This window comes from Clostridium sp. C2-6-12, assembly GCF_009928485.1.
In the GTDB taxonomy this organism is placed as follows: Bacteria; Bacillota; Clostridia; order Clostridiales; family Clostridiaceae; genus Clostridium.
Window position 1 is genome coordinate 1 of record NZ_JAABNP010000028.1, and the last position, 21,870, is coordinate 21,870.

The following is a 21,870-nucleotide window of genomic DNA, read 5'->3' on the forward strand; positions in this document are numbered from 1 at the left end:
TTATTTTATCACTTAAATTACGCTACCGCTACGCGTCGATTCTTTGACGCTTACGCTTTTTTATGTTAGATTAAATTAATTAAGAAGTTGTATAATCTCTTCCTTTGGAACAGGCTTGCTTACTAGATAACCTTGAAATAAATCACAATTATAACTAGAGATATAATCTAACTGTTCTTCGGTTTCAATACCTTCAGCTATGACTGTAAATTCAAGTTGTTTCATAAGTGTTATTATTAAGCCTGTAATACAAACTTTTTCATCATCGATTAAAATATCATCTGTAAAAGACTTGTCAATTTTCAATACGTCAACAGGAAGATTTTTTAAATATGTTAATGAAGAATATCCACACCCAAAGTCATCTAATGCAATTCGTATTCCTTTATTTCTAATTTCTGAAAATAAAATAGACATATCTTCAAAAGATTCCATAAAGACAGACTCAGTAATTTCAATAAGTATACATTCAGGAGGTATTTCAGCTTCTTTTATTATATTAAATAATATATTTTTGAAATCTTTTTGCATAAGTTGAACTGCTGAGACATTGATTGAAATATAATAATTAGTATATCCAAGATCTAAAAGTTCTTTAGCGAAATTACAAGCGTTTTTTAAAACCCAAGTTCCAATTTCAATAATTTGGCCTGATTCTTCAGCAACTTTTATAAAATTATCAGGCGAAATAAATCCATCTATAGGACTATGCCATCTTATTAAAGCTTCCATACCAACTATTTGACCAGTGATCACATCTGTTATTGGTTGATAATATAAAATAAATTCATTATTCTGTATAGCATTATGCAAGTTGTTGTGTAAATTTATTTTTTTTAAGGTATCTTCACCCATAAATGCATTAAAAAATGTATATTTATTTTTACCCGATTCTTTTGAATAATACATTGCGGTATCAGCATTTTTCAATAATTCATTTTCATCAGAACCATTATCAGGGTATATGGATATTCCAATACTTGAACTGATATGAAAATGACTTCCGTCTATACTGTAAGGTTCTGATATTTTATTCAAAACTATATGGGCTATATTTTCAAGCACTGATTTTTCTGTTGAGCCAGTATAAACTATAATGAATTCATCACCGCTAAGTCTAAAAGCAGTAAATTCATTTTGGTCCATTGAACTTATACGCTGCCCAACAAAATTTAATAATTTATCACCAATTGGATGACCAAAAGAGTCATTTATTATTTTAAAATTATCTAAATCTAGAAAGAAAAGAGAAAATTCTTTACTTGATTCGATTAAATTTTTAAGAGTATTATTTAGAGATACTCTATTTGGGAGTTTTGTAATTGAATCATAATAAGCTAATGCATTAATTTCTGTTTGTTTTTGCTTTAATTCAGTTACATCTTTATAAGAACCATACATTTTAATCAATTTTCCAGTTTTGTCATATTGCATTTTTACATTAGCAATTAGCCATTTATATGTTTCATCTTTACATTTTACCCTGTAAATAACATTATTATTAATAAAGCCATTTATCTGGTGGACGCTTCTGGTTTTGATTACAGAGTCCCTATCCTCAGGATGAATAATATTTAACCAATCATCAAAACTTGGTAATTCTTCGTTTGTATAACCAAGGATTTTAAACAATTTATCAGAGTAGGTTCTTTTATTTGTTTTTAAATCTTCTTCCCAAATTATGTCCAGAGAGGATTCCGCAACCAATCTGTATTTTTCTTCACTTAATAGGAGCTCACTTTGTTTATTAGTTAATTCAATATAATTTTCATTTAAAGATTCTTCAGAAGCAACTAGTTCTTCATATAGAGTGCTAATTTCTTCATTGTTTTCCATAAGTGTATGTTCAACTTTAATTCGTTTCTTTATATTTACCATGAGATATAATATTAAACTAATTAAAATTATAAAGATTAAAGCGACAATATGAAGTTGAAGTTTATAGGTTTCATAGAAAGAAAAAGGCTTATTAATAATTGTACTATTTTCAGGAAGAATTGCTGAAGTTAAGCTGTATTTTTTTAATACATTATAATCATAAACAGAGTGGACTGATTTTTTATCTATAAAAGAAATTGAATTTATATCTTCACCTTTAAGATATCTAAGAGCAAGGTTACCTATATCAGTTCCATGAACTTTTGGACTAATAACACTTCCTCCAATGCAACCTTGGCCAATTAAAGGCTCTGAAGTAGTGAAAATGGGTACTGAACTACTAGTGGAAATAATATTTAGTAGTTTATTAACAGGAAGTACAGATTCTTTTGAGTCTAAACTGTAAGCATCAAGAATGATAATGCTATCATCCTTTAAGGAGGAAGAGATCCTAGATATTTCTTCAATAGAACTGGTACTCAAATTATAAACTGTAAGATTTTCATTAATTGAGGCTGCTGTCTTTTTAGCTAAGTTGTAATAACTTATTCCAGTTTCAGTATTTTCAAGAATCATATAGACATTTTTTATTTTAGAATTAATTTTTAATGCAGCTTTAATAGTACCTTCTGGGTCAATGGATTCATAAATGCCAGCAACATTTGTAGTGTTATGCAAAATTTTATCGGCAGAATCTTTATGTACCCCCCCAAATATTAGAGGTGCATCTGAAAATATTTCTTTTCTATGTTTTATTGCAAAATTTAATGCAGCATCGTCCGTTGTTATAATTAAATCTATTTTTTTGTTTGAATACTTGTATTTATAATATTCGTATAATTTTTTTAAATGTTCTTCTGAATTATATCTTTTCCAATCCATGTATTCTACATACTTAACTAAATTTTCTTGAGTTTTTAAAGCATCCAATATACCTTCAAATTCTCCATTTGTCCAATAAAAATCTGTATTATAAGAATTCAATATAAGCACATTTTTATCAGCAACATCTGCTTTTGCATTAATTGGCTGAAAGTTGCTTAAAACAAAAACAATTAGGAAAAGCAGGAGAAAAATTTTATTATTTATTTTAAGTTTTTTTATGTATATCATGTAATAAATCCTCCTATTTTCTTCTTTGGAATACTTATTTGGCATATTTTAAGTCATTTGGTATAAATATAATTATAATTCAAAGTTTTCTGAATTTCTATATAAAATAGATAATCATTAAATTTTATAATATACATATTTTAATTGTAATTTCATTTATTAACATAGATAATTTGCTAAAGTATTTACTAGACATGTTATAATAAATTTGGGAAAATAAAGTAATAAAGTTGATTTGCTAATGTAAATTTTTGTTAAAGAGAGTAAAGTAATTAGAGGATTAAATAATTTTTTCTAGAAAAGAATTCTAATAGAAAATATATGGTAAATATAAAGAAAAGGGGAAAATTATATGAGAGAAGATATTGAAGAAAAAATAAAAGTATTTTGCAAAAAAGGTAATATGAAAATGGAGAAGCTTTCTATTAAAGCTACGGAAGAGGGATATGTTGCAACAGATGGCTATATGTCAATTATTTTTGATAAAGAAGGAAAAGTAACTTCATTGCCAGTACACAAATTATACGGAAATAAAATGACAGGGCCAGTAAACAAAATACTATCAATTTATACCTATGTTATTATTGCAATATTTATTTTTGGAGGGATAGTATGGTTAATAAGTGTTTTAAAAAAATAAATTTAGAATAAAAACTTCATCTTATAATTTTTTACTGAGTAGAATAAAAATAGCTTTTTGTCATTAAGTGTTAGCTAACATTATTATTAGAGTAAGGTTAACTGTTTATATAATAAGTATTTATATAAACAAGCATTTGGAATAATTCCAATTGAAACTTACTAGCTTTTAGGAGGAATTATTTATGTACAATTTTGAAGAACAAATATATTTAAATGAGGAAAAATGCACAGGCTGTAATAAATGCTTAACTAATTGTCCAGTTGCAGGAGCTAATATTGCATATCTTGTAGAAGGGAAAAATAAGATAAGAATAAATTCAGAAAAATGTATTCATTGTGGTAAATGTATTAAAGTATGTGATCATAATGCAAGAGATTTTAGAGATGACACTGAAAGATTTTTTAATGATTTATCTAATGGGAAAAAGTTATCAGTAGTTGCAGCGCCTTCTCTTATTGTTAACTTTAAGGAGTATAAAAAGCTACTAGGTTTTCTGAAAAAATCTGGAGTGAATTTTATTTATGATGTATCATTTGGGGCGGATATAACAATTTGGGCATATTTAAAGACAATAGGTAAGAATAAATTAGATACAATAATAGCTCAGCCTTGTCCTTCTATTGTTACCTATATACAAAAATATCAACCTGAATTACTAGACAAGCTTGCACCTATACAAAGTCCTATGATATGTACAGCTATTTATATGAAAAAATATAAAAAAATAGAAGATGAAATTGCATTTTTGTCTCCATGTATAGCAAAGGGTGATGAAATAAATGATAAAAATACTTATGGATATGTTAAGTACAATGTAACATTTAAAAAACTTACAGAATATTTACAGAAAAATAAAATTCATATATCTGAATTTGAAGAAATTGATTTTGACTATATTGATTGCGGATTAGGTTTTCTTTTTAGTAGACCAGGAGGTCTTAAGGAAAATATTGAAGCGAGACTAAAGGATGCGTGGATAAGACAGATAAATGGACCACATCATGCATACAGCTATCTTGAGGCGTATAACAAGAATATAAAAATGAACAGACAAATGCCATTAGTTGTTGATATTCTTAATTGTACATATGGATGTAACTTTGGTACAGGAACCTGTAATAAATATGAAGATTCAATGAATATAGATGAAGCAGAATATAAATTTCAAAAATTAAAGAATATTAAAAATACACATAGTGATAAATTTGATTTGGAATATAATTATTTTGATGAGAATTTAAACCTTGAGGATTTTAAGCGGTTATATAGCAAAGATGATGTTATAATTGACATTATTGAGCCAACATATAATGAATATGATGAGATATTTAGAAAAATGAATAAATTAACAGAAGAATCAAGAAATATTAATTGCTCAGCTTGTGGTTATGGGTCTTGCAAAACTATGGCAAAATGCATTCATAATGGACTTAATATTTTATCAAACTGTATTGATTATAATAAAAAGGAAGTAATAAATGAGCATCATCTGTTAGAAGAGAGAAATGAATTTTTTACAAATATTTCTCATGAATTAAGAACACCACTAAATGTTATTTACTCTGTTTTGCAAATGGAAATGAATTACTATAATAATTTAACTGCGGAAAACATTGAAAAGTATAATAAGATAATTAAGCAAAATTGCTTAAGGTTAATAAAACTAGTAAATAATATTATTGATATATCAAGAATAGATGCAGGATTTTTTAAACCTTTGTACAAGGTTGAAAATATTGTTAATGTAATTGAAAATATAACTATGTCTATTGCAACATATGTAAAAAATAAAAAAATGAGTTTAGTTTTTGATACTGAAATAGAGGAATTATACTGCAACTGTGATAGCAATTTAATTGAAAGAATAATTTTGAATTTATTATCTAATGCAGTTAAATATGGAAGAGAAAATGGAACTATTACAGTATTGATTTACAAGAATGATTTTAATGTGGTTATAAGCGTGAAGGATAATGGAATTGGAATACCAGAAGAAATGCAGAAGAAAATTTTTGAAAGATTTCAAAAAGTTGATACAAGTTTATCTAGACAAAGTGAAGGTAGTGGGATAGGATTATCCCTAGTAAAATCATTAGTAGAAATTCAAGGAGGAACTGTAATTTGTAATAGCAAAATAAACGAAGGAACTGAATTTTTAGTAATGCTTCCTTTAATAATAGAAGAAGATGGCTTGCTGTCAGATATAAATAAACATGTACTTTATGAAAAAGACAGAAATGAAATAGTAAAGATTGAGTTTTCTGATGTGTACTAAAAAAGTAACACCTAATTTTCAGATTTTGTTTGAAAATTAGGTGCTTATTATTTTTATAATAATTATTAAGTTTATGTTTAACTAATTACTCTTTAAAAAAATAAATAAGTCATATTTTTTTGAAAGTCCTAAATAAATAACTATTGTAGTTATGCAAGTTAATGCCATTAATACTAGGCTGCTTTCAAATGACAGCATAAGGTTTAAAAAAGCAAACTTTGTTTTTAATAATGATATTAACACAAATGGAAGTAATACAATTATTAATATTGAGAGAAGTTGAATTTTTGATTTGCAAATCTTCTTAAATCTTGAAAGTGTGCTTAAAGTGAAATAACCAGCAAATACTAACATACAAGTGATTAATGTGCTTATTAATATTCCTTTTTCAAATATGACATCAAGAGAAGTAAATAAAAACATCAATAATGAAAAAGTAAATATTCCTTCAAAAACCTGCTGTTTAATTGAAATAGATTTATTATATTTATGTATTAAGTTATCGCAGAACTTATTTATATCTTTATGACATTCTAATTTTTTTGTTGGAACTTCTTGCTCTTGGGCAGTAAGCATAATATCAAAAACTTGATTTTCTATTTTTCGTGGCAATAAAAAACTAAAGTTATGCTTTAATAAGCATCTTTCCATTTTACGATAAGCCTCTAAGTAAGTAGTTTTTAGCAAAGACGTATTAGGTCTATTATTCATATTCTCACACCTCTAATAAATTGAACCCTTTAATTAAAATTGCTATTTTTTAAGCCTATTTTTATGACCAATATTATTTTAGCAGAGGACAAGCGATAAGTAAATAATATATCTATGCCTAAAAATCGAAAAAATATCTTAAAAGATTGTATGAAATTAGCTTATAATATATAATTTATAGTAGATTTATGTAATTTTAAGTGTAAATAAAACAATAAAGGTTGGGTTTAGATGGAATTAAAAAGATTTAATCAAAAAGATATAATTTTTGCGTTAGATATAGGAACAAGATCCATTATAGGGACAGTAGGGATTATAAAAGACAAGAAATTTCATGTTGTATGTGAGAAATACTTAGAACATGAAGAAAGAGCTATGGTAGATGGTCAGATACATGATATTACCTTAGTTGCATCAGTTGTTCAAAAAGTTAAATCCTACCTTGAAGATGAACTTCAAATTCAGCTTAATGAGGTATCTATTGCAGCGGCAGGTAGATTTTTAAGAACAATTGATATCAAATCAGATATTGAACTTAATGAAGAAGAAGAAGTAGATAAAGAAATAGTGAGAAGTCTTGAATTAAGTGCTGTAAAGAAAGCTGAAGAAGAAATAGCTGCAACAACTGAAGGAAAATTATATTGCGTTGGCTATTCTATAAAGAATTTTTATTTAAATGGATTTTTAATATCTAACTTAATAGGACACAAGGGACAAAATATTGGTGCTGAAGTAATAGCAACTTTCCTACCAAGATCAGTAATTGATTCACTTTATTCAGTTATGAATAAAGTAAATTTAAAAGTTGTAAATTTAACTTTAGAACCAATAGCAGCAATGGAGGCTGCTATTCCAAAGAATTTAAGACTATTAAATATTGCTTTAGTGGATATAGGAGCAGGTACTTCAGATATAGCAATAAGTTCAAAAGAAAGTATTTCAGCATATGGAATGGTTCCTATGGCTGGTGATGAAATCACAGAAACTATTGTACAAGAATACTTAGTGGATTTTAATACAGCTGAAAATATAAAAAGGTCTGTAGCTAAAGAGAAAGAAATAACATACATTGATGTTTTAGGAATGGAAAATACTATTTTATCAGAAAATGTATTCAAATTAATAAGCTCAATTGTAAATAAAACATCAGAAGAGGTTTCTAAGAAAATTCTAGAATTAAATGGAGGGAAGGCTCCAAGTGCTGTTTTTTTAGTTGGAGGCGGAGCTCATACTCCAGGAATTTTAGAAGCAATAGCAGATAAGTTAAAACTGCCACCTCAAAGAATTGCTATTAAAGACAGACAATCTGTTACTGAATGTGTTTCAGATAACGGTTTGGGTTCAGCAGGGGTAACTGTGCTTGGAATTGCTTTAACTGCATTAAGAAGCTTAGGGAATGATTTTATTGATGTTGTGCTAAATAATGATCCAATAAGTTTATTTAATTCTCATAAGCATACTATAATGGATGTATTACTTCAGGCTGGGATTAACCCGTCTTTACTCATAAGCAAAAATGGGAAAAGTGTCAGATTTAATTATAATGGCTGTAAAAGAATTGTTTTTGGTGAATATGGAGTTAATGCTAAAATAACAATAAATGGAGAAGCTGCTACTCTTGAAACAGAAGTTAAAGCAGGTGATAATATTGTATTAGAATATGCTCAAAATGGGAAAGATGCAGCTCCAAAATTATCAGAGCACATTAGAAATATAAATTCTATTTCTGTATATTTAAATGATGAAATTATAAACATAGATCCAGTGATTCTTGTAAATGGAAATAATGAAGGTGTAGATTATACAATACAAAGTGGAGATGAAATAGAAGTATTTTTACCAGCTAAAGTTTCTGATTATAAAAAGTATATATTAAAAGAAGAGGTAAATTTATTAAAGGATAATATTTTATTGGAGGACAATTATGAAATTCTTGATGGAGATCATATTGTTAAAGAAATTAAAGTTCATGAGGATTCTGAAAAGACAGAAGAAATTGATCTAGAAGAAAAACAAGAGAAAATAGAAGAGACTGATAAGAAAATAAGTTATGATAATGAAATAGATATTAGCTATGAAAATACATATAATATAGAAAAAAATGAAAGTGTATTTGAAAATCAACCCGGTATTATTAAAGAAGAATTTTCAAGTATAGTAGTAACAGTAAATGGGGAAAATATAACTTTAATAGGCAAAAATCAATATATAATTGTTGATATATTTGACTATATAGATTTTGATTTAACAATAGCAAAAGGAATAATTAATTTAACTTTAAATGGTGAAAAAGCATCATATACAGCTAAGATAAGTAATGGAGATGTAATTGAAGTTTTTTGGAGTAATAATTAGTTAATTAATTTTAAGTAGATATTAAGCCTTTTAATAATTAGTAATAGCAGTATAAAATAAGCAATATAAATGGAGGAAATATAAAAGTGATAGATTTTAATAAAGAAGCTAATGAAATAAAGGAAGAACTTATAGAAATAAGAAGGGATTTTCATGAGAATCCTGAAATAGGATTTGAAGAAGTTAGAACTTCAAAAAAAATAAAGGAATTCTTAAAAGCAAATAATATTGAATATATTGAAATTGCAAAAACAGGGGTATGCGGTATTATAAAAGGAACTAAAGAAGGTAATAATAAAACTGTGGCTTTAAGAGGTGATATTGATGCGCTTCCAATTCAAGATATGAAAACTTGTGAGTTTAAATCAAAGGTTGATGGTATGATGCATGCCTGTGGTCATGATGCCCATACTACAATACTTTTAGGAGCAGGAAAGCTTTTAAATAAGCATAGGGATAAATTCTCTGGAACAGTTAAATTATTGTTTGAACCTGCAGAGGAAACCACAGGTGGAGCAACACCTATGATAAATGAAGGTGTTTTAGAGAACCCAAAAGTAGATTGTATCTTTGGGCTTCATGTTGATGAAGAGACGGAGTGTGGAACTATAAAGATAAAAAAAGGTGTAGTTAATGCTGCATCAAACCCATTTAGTATAAAAATTACAGGGCAGGGAGGTCATGGTGCATCACCTCATACTACTGTTGACCCAATAGTTATTGCAAGTCATATTGTAATAGCGCTTCAAACAATAGTAAGCAGAGAAATATCACCAGTAAATCCAATAGTAATAACTGTTGGAACTTTACATGCGGGCACAGCTCAAAATATTATTCCAGGAGAAGCTACTTTAAGTGGAATGATTAGAACTATGACTAAGGAAGATAGAGCATTTGCTATAAAGAGATTAAATGAAATTGTTAATGGAATTGCAGAAATGTCAAGAGCAAAGGCTGAAATAAAAGTAGATGAAAGTTATCCTTGCCTTTATAATGATGATTTATCTGTAGATTTAATAAATGAAAGCGCAAGTGAAATCATAGGAAAGAAAAATGTATTAGAACAAAAAGCTCCTAAAATGGGAGTTGAAAGTTTTGCATATTTTGCAAATGAAAGACCAGCCGCATTTTATTTTCTAGGTTCGGGTAACAAAGAAAAGAAAACTACAGAGCCTGCTCATAGTAATTTATTTAATATAGATGAAGACTGCTTGCCTATAGGAGTAGCAATTCAAGCATTAGCAGCTTTCAATTATTTAACTAAGTAATTTTATTTGACAACAGCAGATATACAAGGTACAATTCACAATGGATTATAAAGTCATTTATTTATAATCCATTGTGAAAATTTACGCATGTATAAGGTAACTATATTGTAATTAAGACCTTAATAAAAAACGTATCTATAAAAAAGAATGTAAAGCGTAATGCAGAACATATTAAGTGTAACTAATAACTTTTAAGGAATTTATAATACTTCTCCTTCATGTTGTATTGTCGATTAATATTTATTAATACAGCATGAAGGAGTAAATCTTATTAAATAAAAAATATGAATAAGAAGTGAGTTACCAAAATTGTTAACTGTAAAATTGTAAGGTGTTAACTGAATTAAAGGGGAGATTAGATTTGAAAATAGAAATAGGACCAAACGAAGCAGGTCAGAGATTAGATAAATTTTTAAGAAAACTTTTAAAGGATGTACCATTAAGTGCTATTTTTAAAGCACTAAGAAAAAAGGACATAAGAGTTAATGGTGCAAAGCAAAATGAAAAGTATTTCCTACAAGAAGGCGACTTAGTAGAAATTAAGTACATACAATCTAAGAAGGAAGATAAGACACAAAAATTTATTAAGGTTGATCCTAAAGGACTAAAAATTGTATATGAAGATGATAACATAATAATAGTTGAAAAATGGATTAATATATTGGTTCATTCTGATAGTAATGAAGGAAAAGAACCAACTCTTACAGATTATGTTCTTTCATATTTAAATGATAAAGGTGATTATGTACCTGAAAATGAATTGACTTTTACGCCAGCAGCGTGTAACAGGTTAGATAGAAATACCTCTGGTATTGTTATTTTTGGTAAAAGTTTTGAAGGGCTAAAATGTATAAATGAAGCTATTAGAGAAGATGAAATAAAGAAATATTATTATGCTTTAGCAAAAGGTAAGGTAAAAGATGGTCTTTATGAAGCTTATATACTAAAGAATCCTGATACTAATACTTCAACAGTTCATGATAAAGAAGTTAATAATTCTAAAAAGATAGAAATGGAAATAAGCACAGTAGAAACAAACGGAGCTTATTCGCTTTTAGAAATTAATTTAATTACAGGTAGAAGTCATCAGATAAGAGCCCACTTAGCTCATTTAGGGAGTCCTATAATTGGAGATAATAAATATGGAGATAAGAAATTAAATTCATTTTTTGAAAACAAATATGGCTTAAATTATCAATTTTTGTATGCATATAAATTAAACTTCAGAAATATTAATGGTAAGCTTAATTATTTAAAAAATAAAACAATAGCAATAGCATTACCTCCAATATTAAAAAAAATAAAGCAAGATGTGTTTAAGTTTTCACTTAGATAGGAGGTAAATATGGAGGAAAGATCAGCCCATAGCAGTAATAGAGGGTTTTTAATTCTTTCAATAGCAGGACTTTTAACTAAGGTAATATCAGTGTTTTATATACCTCTTCTTCAAAGGATAATTGGACTTGATGGATATGGAATATATCAAAATTGTTATGAGGTTTTTTTGTTTGTTTATGCAGTTACTAATTTAGGTACTCAGCCTGCCATTGCAAAAGTAGTTGCTGAGCTTACTGCTTTAGAAAAACCAAATGATGCTATAAGAACTCTTAAAATAGCGAGAACTCTTTTAGCTTTAGTTGGTGCTGTATTGACTATACTTTTAATGTCATGTGCATTTCCTATTGGAAGATTGATTGGAAATCCAGCGGCGTCATATGGAATATTAATGTTGGCACCAAGTATATTTGTCACCTCGCTGTTATCTTCCTATAGAGGATATTTTCAAGGTAGAAACAGCATGACTGCAATAGCAGTATCTCAAGTTTTAGAACAAATTATAAATATACTAATCAGCTTAACTTGTGCATTTTTCTTAGTGAAAATAAGTGTTGAATATGGAAGTGCAGGGGGAACTATAGGAACTTCAGTAGGAGCCTTGGTTGCCTGCCTTTATATGGTTTATATTTATACTTTGAAAAATTTTGAAGAAGATTCTGTAGAAGGTCAAGGTAGTAACAAGAGGGTTAGAACAAAACATATAATTAAAAAGTTATTTAAATATGGATTACCAATAACCTTAAGCGCTGGACTTCAAAATTTCGGAAGCCTTGTTGATATGGTAAATGTTAATGCAAGACTTGCAGCAGCTGGTTTTAATTTGCAGCAATCACAAGTGCTTTATGGAGTTTTAGGAAGATACAAAACACTATTATCTGTTCCACTTATAGTTGTAACAGCGCTTGGGACAACTGTATTGCCAGCAGTTTCAGCTGCTATGGCTTTAAAGGATAAGAAGGAAGTAAGAAGAAAAACTACATTTGCATATAGGCTAACATTTTTAATAACAATACCAGCAGCAGTAGGTCTTTCAGTACTTGGTAAAGAAGTATTTGAATTGCTTTATGGTACTGACCAAGGCTTTGATTTAATGGTGATGGGATCAGTAGTTCTCGTACTTATGGCAATTGTTCAAATACAAACTGTAATTTTACAAAGTATGAATAAACTTTACTTCGTACTTGGCACTTTTAGTATTGGTATAGTTGCTAAGATAATTGCAAATTATATTTTAGTAGGAATTACTGAAATTAATATTTTAGGAGTTGTAGTAGGTAACTTTTTATGGTTTGTAATACCTATGTTGTTAAATCAAAGAGCATTGAGAAAGGCTCTTAGAGTGAAAATTCCTTTATTTAGAAATTTGACAAGACCTTTTATTGCTTCGGGGTTAATGGCAATGACAATATATGCGATGAAAATGCCTATAGGAATAATAATCCAGATTACAAATGGAGGAATTGTTTTAAGAGGAATGACAACAATATTTATAATTGCAGTTGGTGGATTTGTTTATTTATATTCAATTATATTAATTAAGGGAATTATAAGGAATGACTTAGATAGTATATCTCCAAGAATATTCCATATGCTTCCAAGATTTTTAAGAGTAAAGCTTAAAAATTAGTTGATAGAAATATGATATTATCGTAATTAAATCATAGATTTCTTTATCTGCTTAAAGCAGGTGTTTACTGCTGTTACTAATTGTAAAATGTAACAGTAATAAATACCTGCTTTTTAATTATCATTTTCTCCAAAGGTGGCCAAGTAGGCAAAGATTATAAATACAAGACAAATGACTATAAAATTATTTATTATTATTGAATTTGCAAATATATGCTTTGAAAATATGTTTATTATTATAAAAGTTAAAAAACCAAGTAAAGTATAAATAATAATATTAGATTTGTTTAGATTGAGTTCAATATGCTTGTTTACTTCACACATATTAAGGAAAAGACTTATTGAGCAAGCTATGAGCATGGTTAAACTATATCCGAAAATATTAATTGAAGGAATTGCAGTAAATATGTATAAGCATATTAATTCCACTATAGCTTCAATTAATGAATTTCTAAGGATTATGTTTTGTCTATTAAGTCCATTTAAAATCCCAAACATGGTTACTGCAGGGAAAAATATTGGTGCAGTGGCAGAAGCAAATCTGATGTATTCTCCTAAGTCATTCCTGTTATAAAACATTTGCCCCAGATTATTTGGAATTACATTGCATATTATGGTGGTTGCTATTCCAAGTAAAAAAGCAAGTTTTATAACTTTTTTAATTCTAATGGAAGCTTCATATTGTTTTCCAAGCACCAAGGTCTGAGACAAATCTGGAATTAATAAAGTATTGATTGTACCAACTACAATTAAAGGAATTGTAATTATACTTAAAGCCATACCATTGTAACGTCCTATCATACTTAAAGCTTCATTATAATCAAAACCAGCAGCAAGTAAACGCCTAGGAACAATTAGTGTAGCAAGAGTTCCCAAAATATTTGTTAAAAAACCATTTATAAGTAGAGGAATAGATATTATTACAACATCAAAAAGAAGTTGAAAGCCACTTTCGGGAATTTCGTGTGAAGCAGGCTCTTTTTTAAGAGAATATTTGTAATAAATATAAAGAAAAAATAAGCTTTGAAATTCACCAATGCATAATGCAACAGTAGCTAAAGTAACCATAGTTTCAAGACTGTTTGCTTGTGTTAAAAAAATAAGCAAGCTTACAGTTAGAATTCTCATAGCTTTTTCGAAAATGTCAATTACAGCTGGTACAGTAATTTTTGAAGTGCCATAAAAGTAGCCTTTAAGTATGTTTGAAATTGCAATGCACACCATAGCAGGGCAAATAACTCTTATGGCATTTATTGTTCTGATATCATTAACCCCATAGGTACCTATTAATGGAGCTGAAAAGAAGACTATAATTCCTATTAAAAATGCCCAAGATATATTAAATAATGAAACGACTCTTATAGTTTTTACAATATTTTTATGTTCGCCTTTTTGAGTGTATACAGCAGTGATTTTTGATATTGAAGCAACTATTCCGGCGGTCATAAGACATATAAATAAATTGTAAATAGGCATGACTAAATTATAAAGTCCCATTCCTTCAGCACCTAAGACTTTGGAAAGATATATTGAAAATATAAAACCAAGTATACCAGTAGTTATGTTAGATACTATAAGTAAAAAAGAATTTTTTAAAAAATTATCTTTATCCAAACCTTATTCACTCCTTTAAATTACTATAAAGCATATTCAAATTAATATTTAAATATGAATTTATAGACTTTTTAAGTATTCAACAAAAGAGTACAAAAAGTAAGAAGAGTTTACAAATTAACTTAAAAAAGATATAATTGTTAAAGTAAAGAATATAACAAATAATGGGTATAAAGGGGGATAATATAATGGATAGAATTTCTGATAAAGAAATGATAAATTTTTTCTATAATGCAATTCCACTTATAGAAGTTCTTTTTGATGATGATATTTCTATGGCAATAACAGATACAGAAAAATACTTATATACCAAATATAGTAAAAATTTAGAATTAAGTGCTAGAGAAGGCGAAAGAATTTCAGAAGGCGGTGCGGTAGTAGAAGTTTTAAGAACTGGAAGAAGTGCTATAAAGGTTGTACCTGCTCATGTATATGGAATGGAATTTAAATCTTATGCTATTCCAATAAAAGAAGAAGGCATAATTGTTGGAGTTTTAGTAGTAGCAAAAAGTTTAGGGAAAAAGAATTCAGTAACAAATATTACGAAAAAGTTAACGGAATCACTTTCGCAAATATCAATAGGCATAAATGAAGTTGCTAAAGGCGTTCAAGAATTAGCAACTATGAATGAAAAAATCTTAGGAGAAACCATAGAAGCAAATGAAAGAGCTAAAAATACTGATGATGTATTAACTTTCATTCAAGGGGTTTCAACTCAAACAAACCTTTTAGGATTAAATGCTGCTATAGAAGCAGCGAGAGCAGGTGAAGCTGGAAAAGGCTTTAATGTGGTTGCTCAAGAAATTAGAAAATTATCTAATTCATCAAATGAATCTATTAAAAAAATTGATTCAGTTATAAAACACATTTCAACTTCAGTTGAAAGTATAAATTCTAATGTAAATAAATCAAACGATATTTCTCAAAATCAATCTGCAGCTTTAGAGGAAATAGCTGCATCTATTTCAGAATTAAATACAACTGCTAAAACATTGGAAGAATTAGCAGATAAATTATAGAAAAATATAGTGCATAGAAATATGAAGGAGGAAAATTAACCTCCTTCTTTTTGCTTGATTAAAAAGCCTTCCTTACAGTTTCATATTGGTAATGTGATTTAGAAATATATATTTCTATGGGATTAGATTTGAAAAATAACATTCCAATATGTCTTTTAATTTACATATATACAAAATGTATTATTTTCTTTTTTTCTAAATATAAATAGATAAGAAGATTATTTGTGATACATAATTGAAATATGGAAGTTTTTAAAAGGATTAATAAAAAGCAGTAAGGAGAGAGTTGATTGAAGAGGTTTCTAAAGTTTATTTTTTATTCAGTTATAATTGTTGTTTTAGCTTTTGGTTTATATAAATTTTCTAACCAATACAAGATGAATATTTTAAAAAATAATATTAGTTGGAGCGTTGAATGTAAGAATTGTAAAAATGCAGTAGCATTTGTAAAAGATGAATATAAAAATACTTATATAGCTTATGATGATCACATTAAAGTAATTAAAGAAGATGGAAGAGAAGAAGTTTTGCTTCAATCTAAATTATTTAAAATCCAAGATATAATCTTTTGCGATGATAAATTATATTTTATTACAAAGGATCAATTATATAAATATGATTTAAAGAGTAAAGATTTAAAATTAATCCTAGAAAACATACCCTCTGAAGGAAAATATTTAGACCGAAATTTAATTATAAAAGATTCAAAGCTTTTATTGTCAATTGGAAGTGCAACTAATTCAGGAATAGCTTCTGATTATGGAGTTTACTCAAAAGATAAAATTCCTTATGATAAAAGTTCTATAGATATAACCTTAAATGGAGTTAATTATGGAGAAAATAAAACAGGAGCTTTTATGCCATATGGTAATACATCAGAAAATGGACAAAAGGTAAGGGCGGAAAGTTTGGCTAATTCTTGTGTGATCGAAATTAACTTAGAGAATAATAAGCCAGCTTTATATGCTTCTGGAATAAGAAATATAAAAGGCTGGGATTTTGATAGTGAAGGAAGGCTAATTGGTATTGTTGGAGGTATGGAGAATATAGGTGAAAGGCCTATAAAAAGAGATTTTGATTACATTTATAAAATTGATAAAGGAAAATGGTATGGATGGCCTGATTTTAGCGGTGGAGATCCAATAAGTTCACCAAGGTTTAAAGGAGATAATACAGTTTTGCCACTTATAGCAAATCCTCCTAATAAAATAGTATCAGCACCTATTTACCAATATAATAATGTAGGATGTATAAGATATTTGGCTATAGATAAGGAAGGAAGAATTTTAGATAAGGATACAAAAATATATTATGATGATAGTGAAAAAACTATAGGTGCAATAACAAAAGATAATATTAAGTTGGATATATTAAAATTGAGAGATGAAAGCAAAATAAGAGGAATAAGATATTCAAAAGGGGATATCTTCATATTAGATAGTGGAGTAGGATGTATTTATAAATTGCAGTCAAATGATTCTAATTATAAATTTAACCTACCTAAACCAGTATGGGTATTTATTGGGGGATTTTTATTTATATTAACTTGTTTATTTATAGTTAGATCGTATTTAAAATATAAGATTAAATAAAAAATATTAAAATAAAACCACTGATTGTTAAGGAAATATTTGAATTAGAACAATGACAATATTGACTTGTAATACAGCAAAATATAGAACATGAAACTGCTTTATAGTGATTTAATAATCACTTTAGGGCAGTTTTATTGTTTTTGGAAATAGAACAAACAAATAAAGTTTATTCTGATGGTAAAAAATGTTAAAATGGATTTATAAGATTAATATTATTTTTAGATTAGTTTTCATAAATATTAATAAGTAGGGAGGAAAGGTAATGGGGAAAACGCTAGTAATTGATTTAGAGGATATTATTTTAAAAGGCGATATATTAGATGTTGGAGAAAAAAATCTAGGAGTTATATATAGTATTTCAAAGGAAGTTAAAGAAGAACTATCTTTAGATTATGTATCTGGAGACAGTAAAATAGAATTAAAAGATAGAAAATATGATGCGTGTACTTTCTTTTTTGAATTAAATAAATTATGGACCAATTTAGAAAAAGAAAAATTAATAAAGGAAGTAAGCTCTTATTTAAATGAATTTGGGGAGATTTATATTTGGGATATAAATAAGGAACGAGGAAAGGTATTTAATAATAAGGTAAAAGTAATACTTCCTAATGGAAAAATCAAAGAATTTGTTTTCAAAAATTTAAACTTGCTTTTAAATTCAAATCTTGAAGAAATAAAAAAGATATTACAAAAACATTTTGAAATAGTGGAAACTAAAGCATGGGAAGATGTTTTTTTTATTAAAGGAAAAAAATTAAGCAGGTAGTAAAAAAGAAATATTTAACTATAAAACAGTTTAAATATTTTAGTAGATAAATACGAAAATAGATAAGTATGAATATATAAAAATATGTATATATGAAACTAGATAACAATAAAAATATGAATATATATAAATATTTATAGATTTTATGAGGGTTAAAGAGGAATTGCATAATTTTGTAAAAGATTTGTTTTGAATATTCGAAAACAATGTAATATTGAATTAAAGCATATTTATATATTTTAATTATTTTTCTTACTTAAAGTAATTTACATGGATATAAATATTTAATGGCGGCATACTTGAAATAAATACAACTTAGTTCTTTTTATTAAAAACTTAATAATGTATACTATTAAAGTGATGAAAATTATTATTGTTTTCAAGTTCAAAGATAAATGAAAGGACGAGTTATAGATGAAAGTATTGATTACAGCAATTGACTCTAAATTTATTCACAGCAACTTAGCTGTTAGATATTTAAAGAATTTTACAAGGGATCTTAATTATGAAGCTAAAATAAAAGAACTTACTATAAATGATAGAGAAGAGAGAATATTAGAAGAAATAATTAAAGAGAAACCAGACATTGTTGCATTTTCAACTTATATTTGGAATGTTGAACTTATTTCAAGGGTAGCTAATTTAATAAAAAGAGTAAATCCAAAGATAGAAATTCTTTATGGTGGACCAGAAGTTTCATTTGACTCAAGAAGCTTTTTGAAAAATAATGTGGGAGAATATGTTATTGAAGGTGAGGGGGAAAAAACTTATAGGGATTTTATTTTGTATAAGTTAGGTAAAATTAAGCTAGAAGAGATTAAGGGGCTTCATTATAAAATAAATGATGTAATTTATTCCAATGAAAAACGTCCACTTATGTCCATGGAGGAAATAGTTTTTCCATATGAAGAAGACGAAGATCTGAGCAATAAAATAGTATATTATGAAGCATCACGGGGCTGTCCATTTAATTGCCGTTACTGTCTTTCATCTACAAGTCATGGAGTTAGATTTTTGGATATAGATAGAGTCCTAAATGAGCTAATGTATTTTATAAATAAAGAAGTCAGATTAGTTAAGTTTGTTGATCGTACATTTAATTGTAATTCTAAATTTTCTATGGCTATATGGGAATTTTTAATAAACCAAGATACAAATACTCAATTTCATTTTGAAATATCAGCAGATATATTAAATGACGAAGAAATAAAACTTTTAGCAAAGGCTCCAAAAGGAAGATTCAGATTTGAAGTTGGAGTACAAACAACAAATGATGAAGTGTTAAAAAATATAAATAGATTTGTTAATTTTAGCGATATTAAAGAAAAAGTTTTAGAAATTGAAGCATTAAGAAATATTGATCAGCATTTAGATTTAATAGCAGGACTTCCTGGAGAAGATTACGAATCTTTCAAAAAGTCCTTTAATGATATGTATGAAATAAAACCAGAGGAAATACAACTTGGTTTTTTAAAACTGTTAAAAGGTTCTTCTATGAGAGAAGATGCTGATAAATATGGAATGGAATACTCGCCATATCCACCATATGAAATTTTGAAAACAGATAAACTTTCATATGAAGAGCTGCTAAAGCTTAAAAAAGTAGAAGAAATGGTAGATAAATATTATAATTCTCAAAAATTTAAGCTTATTATCAAGTATTTTGAAAATAAATTTGATTCTCCGTTTGAGTTTTATTATAGCTTAGGAATGTTTTTTGAAAAGCAAGGATACTTCAGTAAGAACATAGGAAATTCTGAATACTATAAGGTATTTTTAGACTTTAATGAGAGTGTTTTAGAAGAAAGTAATGAATACTTAAAAGAAATTATAAGGTTTAATTACTTAATATTTAATAAGAGACGTGGATTGCCAGAATTTTTAAGAAGTGATATGGAAAAAGAAGAAGAAAAGAGCATTAAAGAAAAGCTTAAAGAAGAGTATTCATTTAAAGAATATCATTTAGAAAAGTTTGCTATAAGCATAGATAAATATATCAAAAGTGGAGAGATATTAGAAAAAAAATCATATTATATGTTTAACAATAACAATGAATATGTTTATTTAGAGAATATATAAAATATGTTAGATTCCTTTGCAAAAAAATGAAGAATAACCTCTGGAGGAGAGTATACTTATTAAATCTTGGGCATATTAATAACGTAATATAATAAGTAAACAAAGGAGGAGAAATATGGATAGTTCAACTATGACCATTTCAACAAAGCAAAAGTTAGAACATAAAGATAATAATGCTATAATAACCAATTCTACATCTGAAACTTTAATAGTATATGGACCAAGAAGAGAAACTGATGGAGGAAACTATGATAATTCATGGTATGTTCTTCATCCAGATAAGAGCACTTCGAAAAAATGGCAATGTGATGGCGTTTTTATACCAAAGGATAGAAAGCTTATGGAGATAAATGGGGAAATAATCCAAGGTCCAGTGGCTGTAAAGTACAGCAGTTTAATGCCTGTTACAATAATACAAGATGGAGATAAATATATAGAAAAGAATGGGCATAATGAGGGTGTATTTAGATCTGAAGAAATAGATTGGGATGTACCTGATTTTAGTGCTGAATATTGTCAAAATATAAGCATGGAAAAGTATCAAATTCCTTAATAGCTAATTAAACTTAATTTTTATACCTAAAATCATTTATAAAAATAACTATCATAATTATTTTAAGTTTTGTAAAGCATAATATGATGACTTTATATTATTTTTGAATAAATAACTCAGTTTATAGTTTGATTTTAACTTTATAATTATTAGTTTTCTATATATTTCAAAAATACATAATTGCTATTAAGTTAAATCTTGAGAATTTTCATATTCTTCTTGAAGTTGTTCCATAGGTTGTTCTTGCGCAGGATACCAACCTCTGTCTATAACTATATCAGACAGATCAAAGTGTTCTGTTATAGATTTGTCTAATTGTTGTTTTAGCATTGTTCTTAATTCAGGATTAACAGCTTCTGCTACAGCAGCAGATAAAGAAGTTGCACCAAACTTTGAATCCTTTATCATGTCTAATGCAATATCTTTATCGTTTAGTTTATTGTCATTTCCAAGTAAAGCATCTAAAAAAGACATACTATCACTCTCTTCCTATTCTATATTTGTATTATTTTCAATAAAAGTTTGCATTAAATTTATATTTTCTTTTTTACTTTCTAAACATTTCTCGGCAAAACTTTTTAATTCATCATCTTCTACCATAGGAATGCTTGCTTGAATTTTCTTTATACCAATAATATTAGTATCCATAAGCTCTCTTAATTCAAGGATTTCATGTGGTGTTAGAGTAGTAGTATTATTATTCATAAATTCACCTCCAAGGGTTATAAAATAAGATTAATATAGTTTACGTAGTATAATTTATTTATTGAGTAATTTCATTAATACATGATAAATCTTGTTGAAGTTGCTTGTCGGGAGTTTCATGGGCATTATACCAACCCTTATTAATTGAGATGTCAGAGAGTCTGTGATGTGAATTAACACATGCAGTTAGTTCATTCATAAGGGTGTTTCTTAGCTCTGAATTCGTTGTTTCTGTTAAGACTTTTGTTAATGTTGTTATTTCAGATTTTGAACTTGTCATTAAATCAAGCGCAATATCTTTTTCTGTTAATTGATTATTTTGAGGCATATGA

17 protein-coding genes are annotated in these 21,870 nt (G+C 27.5%); 11 read left to right on the forward strand and 6 right to left on the reverse strand.

Translation table 11 applies throughout. The annotated features are described in order from the left end of the window. Positions 1–75 precede the first annotated feature (75 nt). The gene (locus GXK56_RS19850; protein WP_160690645.1) at positions 76–2,991 is read right to left on the reverse strand and encodes an ABC transporter substrate binding protein; all 2,916 of its coding nucleotides are present in this window, start codon (positions 2,989–2,991) and stop codon (positions 76–78) included. Positions 2,992–3,343: 352 nt separating this feature from the next. Here GXK56_RS19850 and GXK56_RS19855 point away from each other — a divergent pair, with 352 nt between their 5' ends. Then, positions 3,344–3,631 (forward strand): hypothetical protein, encoded by a 288-nt coding sequence (locus GXK56_RS19855; RefSeq protein ID WP_160690647.1) that lies wholly within the window; start codon positions 3,344–3,346, stop codon positions 3,629–3,631. Between the two features lie 184 nt (positions 3,632–3,815). After that, positions 3,816–5,909, forward strand: a complete 2,094-nt coding sequence (locus tag GXK56_RS19860) for a [Fe-Fe] hydrogenase large subunit C-terminal domain-containing protein (protein ID WP_160690649.1) — start codon at positions 3,816–3,818, stop codon at positions 5,907–5,909. 81 nt (positions 5,910–5,990) lie between these two features. On the opposite strand, the gene GXK56_RS19865 is transcribed toward GXK56_RS19860, so the two are convergent. Next, complete coding sequence (locus GXK56_RS19865; RefSeq protein ID WP_160690651.1) at positions 5,991–6,620, reverse strand: hypothetical protein; 630 nt, start codon at positions 6,618–6,620, stop codon at positions 5,991–5,993. 231 nt (positions 6,621–6,851) lie between these two features. Here GXK56_RS19865 and GXK56_RS19870 point away from each other — a divergent pair, with 231 nt between their 5' ends. The 4 genes from GXK56_RS19870 (at position 6,852) to GXK56_RS19885 (ending at position 13,208) form a co-directional block, all read left to right on the forward strand. Further along, complete coding sequence (locus GXK56_RS19870) at positions 6,852–8,975, forward strand: cell division protein FtsA (protein ID WP_160690653.1); 2,124 nt, start codon at positions 6,852–6,854, stop codon at positions 8,973–8,975. Between the two features lie 86 nt (positions 8,976–9,061). Beyond that, complete coding sequence (locus GXK56_RS19875) at positions 9,062–10,243, forward strand: M20 family metallopeptidase (RefSeq protein WP_160690655.1); 1,182 nt, start codon at positions 9,062–9,064, stop codon at positions 10,241–10,243. A gap of 361 nt (positions 10,244–10,604) precedes the next feature. Next, on the forward strand, positions 10,605–11,579 hold the full coding sequence (locus GXK56_RS19880) for an RluA family pseudouridine synthase (RefSeq protein WP_160690657.1): 975 nt from the start codon (positions 10,605–10,607) through the stop codon (positions 11,577–11,579). A 9-nt stretch (positions 11,580–11,588) separates the two neighbouring features. Beyond that, positions 11,589–13,208 carry a polysaccharide biosynthesis protein gene (locus GXK56_RS19885; RefSeq protein WP_160690659.1) on the forward strand — a complete coding sequence of 540 codons (1,620 nt, stop codon included), beginning with the start codon at positions 11,589–11,591 and terminating at the stop codon, positions 13,206–13,208. A 113-nt stretch (positions 13,209–13,321) separates the two neighbouring features. Here the strand turns inward: GXK56_RS19885 and spoVB are convergent, their stop codons facing one another. Further along, on the reverse strand, positions 13,322–14,821 hold the full coding sequence (gene spoVB / locus GXK56_RS19890) for a stage V sporulation protein B (protein WP_160690661.1): 1,500 nt from the start codon (positions 14,819–14,821) through the stop codon (positions 13,322–13,324). A 188-nt stretch (positions 14,822–15,009) separates the two neighbouring features. Between spoVB and GXK56_RS19895 the strand changes: the two genes are divergently transcribed. From GXK56_RS19895 to GXK56_RS19915, 5 genes are all read left to right on the forward strand, one after another. Further along, positions 15,010–15,840, forward strand: coding sequence for a methyl-accepting chemotaxis protein (locus GXK56_RS19895; protein WP_160690663.1), 831 nt, complete (start codon positions 15,010–15,012; stop codon positions 15,838–15,840). 290 nt (positions 15,841–16,130) lie between these two features. Further along, a complete protein-coding gene (locus GXK56_RS19900) occupies positions 16,131–17,432 on the forward strand; it encodes a PQQ-dependent sugar dehydrogenase (protein WP_160690665.1) in 1,302 nt (433 codons plus the stop codon). Positions 17,433–17,697: 265 nt separating this feature from the next. After that, positions 17,698–18,201: a hypothetical protein gene (locus GXK56_RS19905; RefSeq protein WP_160690667.1), complete on the forward strand. Its 504-nt coding sequence runs from the start codon at positions 17,698–17,700 to the stop codon at positions 18,199–18,201. A 414-nt stretch (positions 18,202–18,615) separates the two neighbouring features. Then, entirely contained in the window at positions 18,616–20,280 is a 1,665-nt protein-coding gene (locus GXK56_RS19910) for a B12-binding domain-containing radical SAM protein (protein WP_160690669.1), read from the forward strand. A 115-nt stretch (positions 20,281–20,395) separates the two neighbouring features. After that, a complete protein-coding gene (locus GXK56_RS19915; RefSeq protein ID WP_160690671.1) occupies positions 20,396–20,833 on the forward strand; it encodes a hypothetical protein in 438 nt (145 codons plus the stop codon). Positions 20,834–21,019: 186 nt separating this feature from the next. Here the strand turns inward: GXK56_RS19915 and GXK56_RS19920 are convergent, their stop codons facing one another. The 3 genes from GXK56_RS19920 to GXK56_RS19930 are packed head-to-tail and all read right to left on the reverse strand — an operon-like array spanning position 21,020 to position 21,866. Then, positions 21,020–21,307 carry a spore coat protein gene (locus GXK56_RS19920; RefSeq protein WP_160690673.1) on the reverse strand — a complete coding sequence of 96 codons (288 nt, stop codon included), beginning with the start codon at positions 21,305–21,307 and terminating at the stop codon, positions 21,020–21,022. Positions 21,308–21,322: 15 nt separating this feature from the next. Beyond that, a complete protein-coding gene (locus GXK56_RS19925) occupies positions 21,323–21,538 on the reverse strand; it encodes a hypothetical protein (protein ID WP_160690675.1) in 216 nt (71 codons plus the stop codon). 58 nt (positions 21,539–21,596) lie between these two features. Next, the gene (locus GXK56_RS19930) at positions 21,597–21,866 is read right to left on the reverse strand and encodes a spore coat protein (RefSeq protein ID WP_160690677.1); all 270 of its coding nucleotides are present in this window, start codon (positions 21,864–21,866) and stop codon (positions 21,597–21,599) included. Between the last annotated feature and the right edge of the window lie 4 nt (positions 21,867–21,870).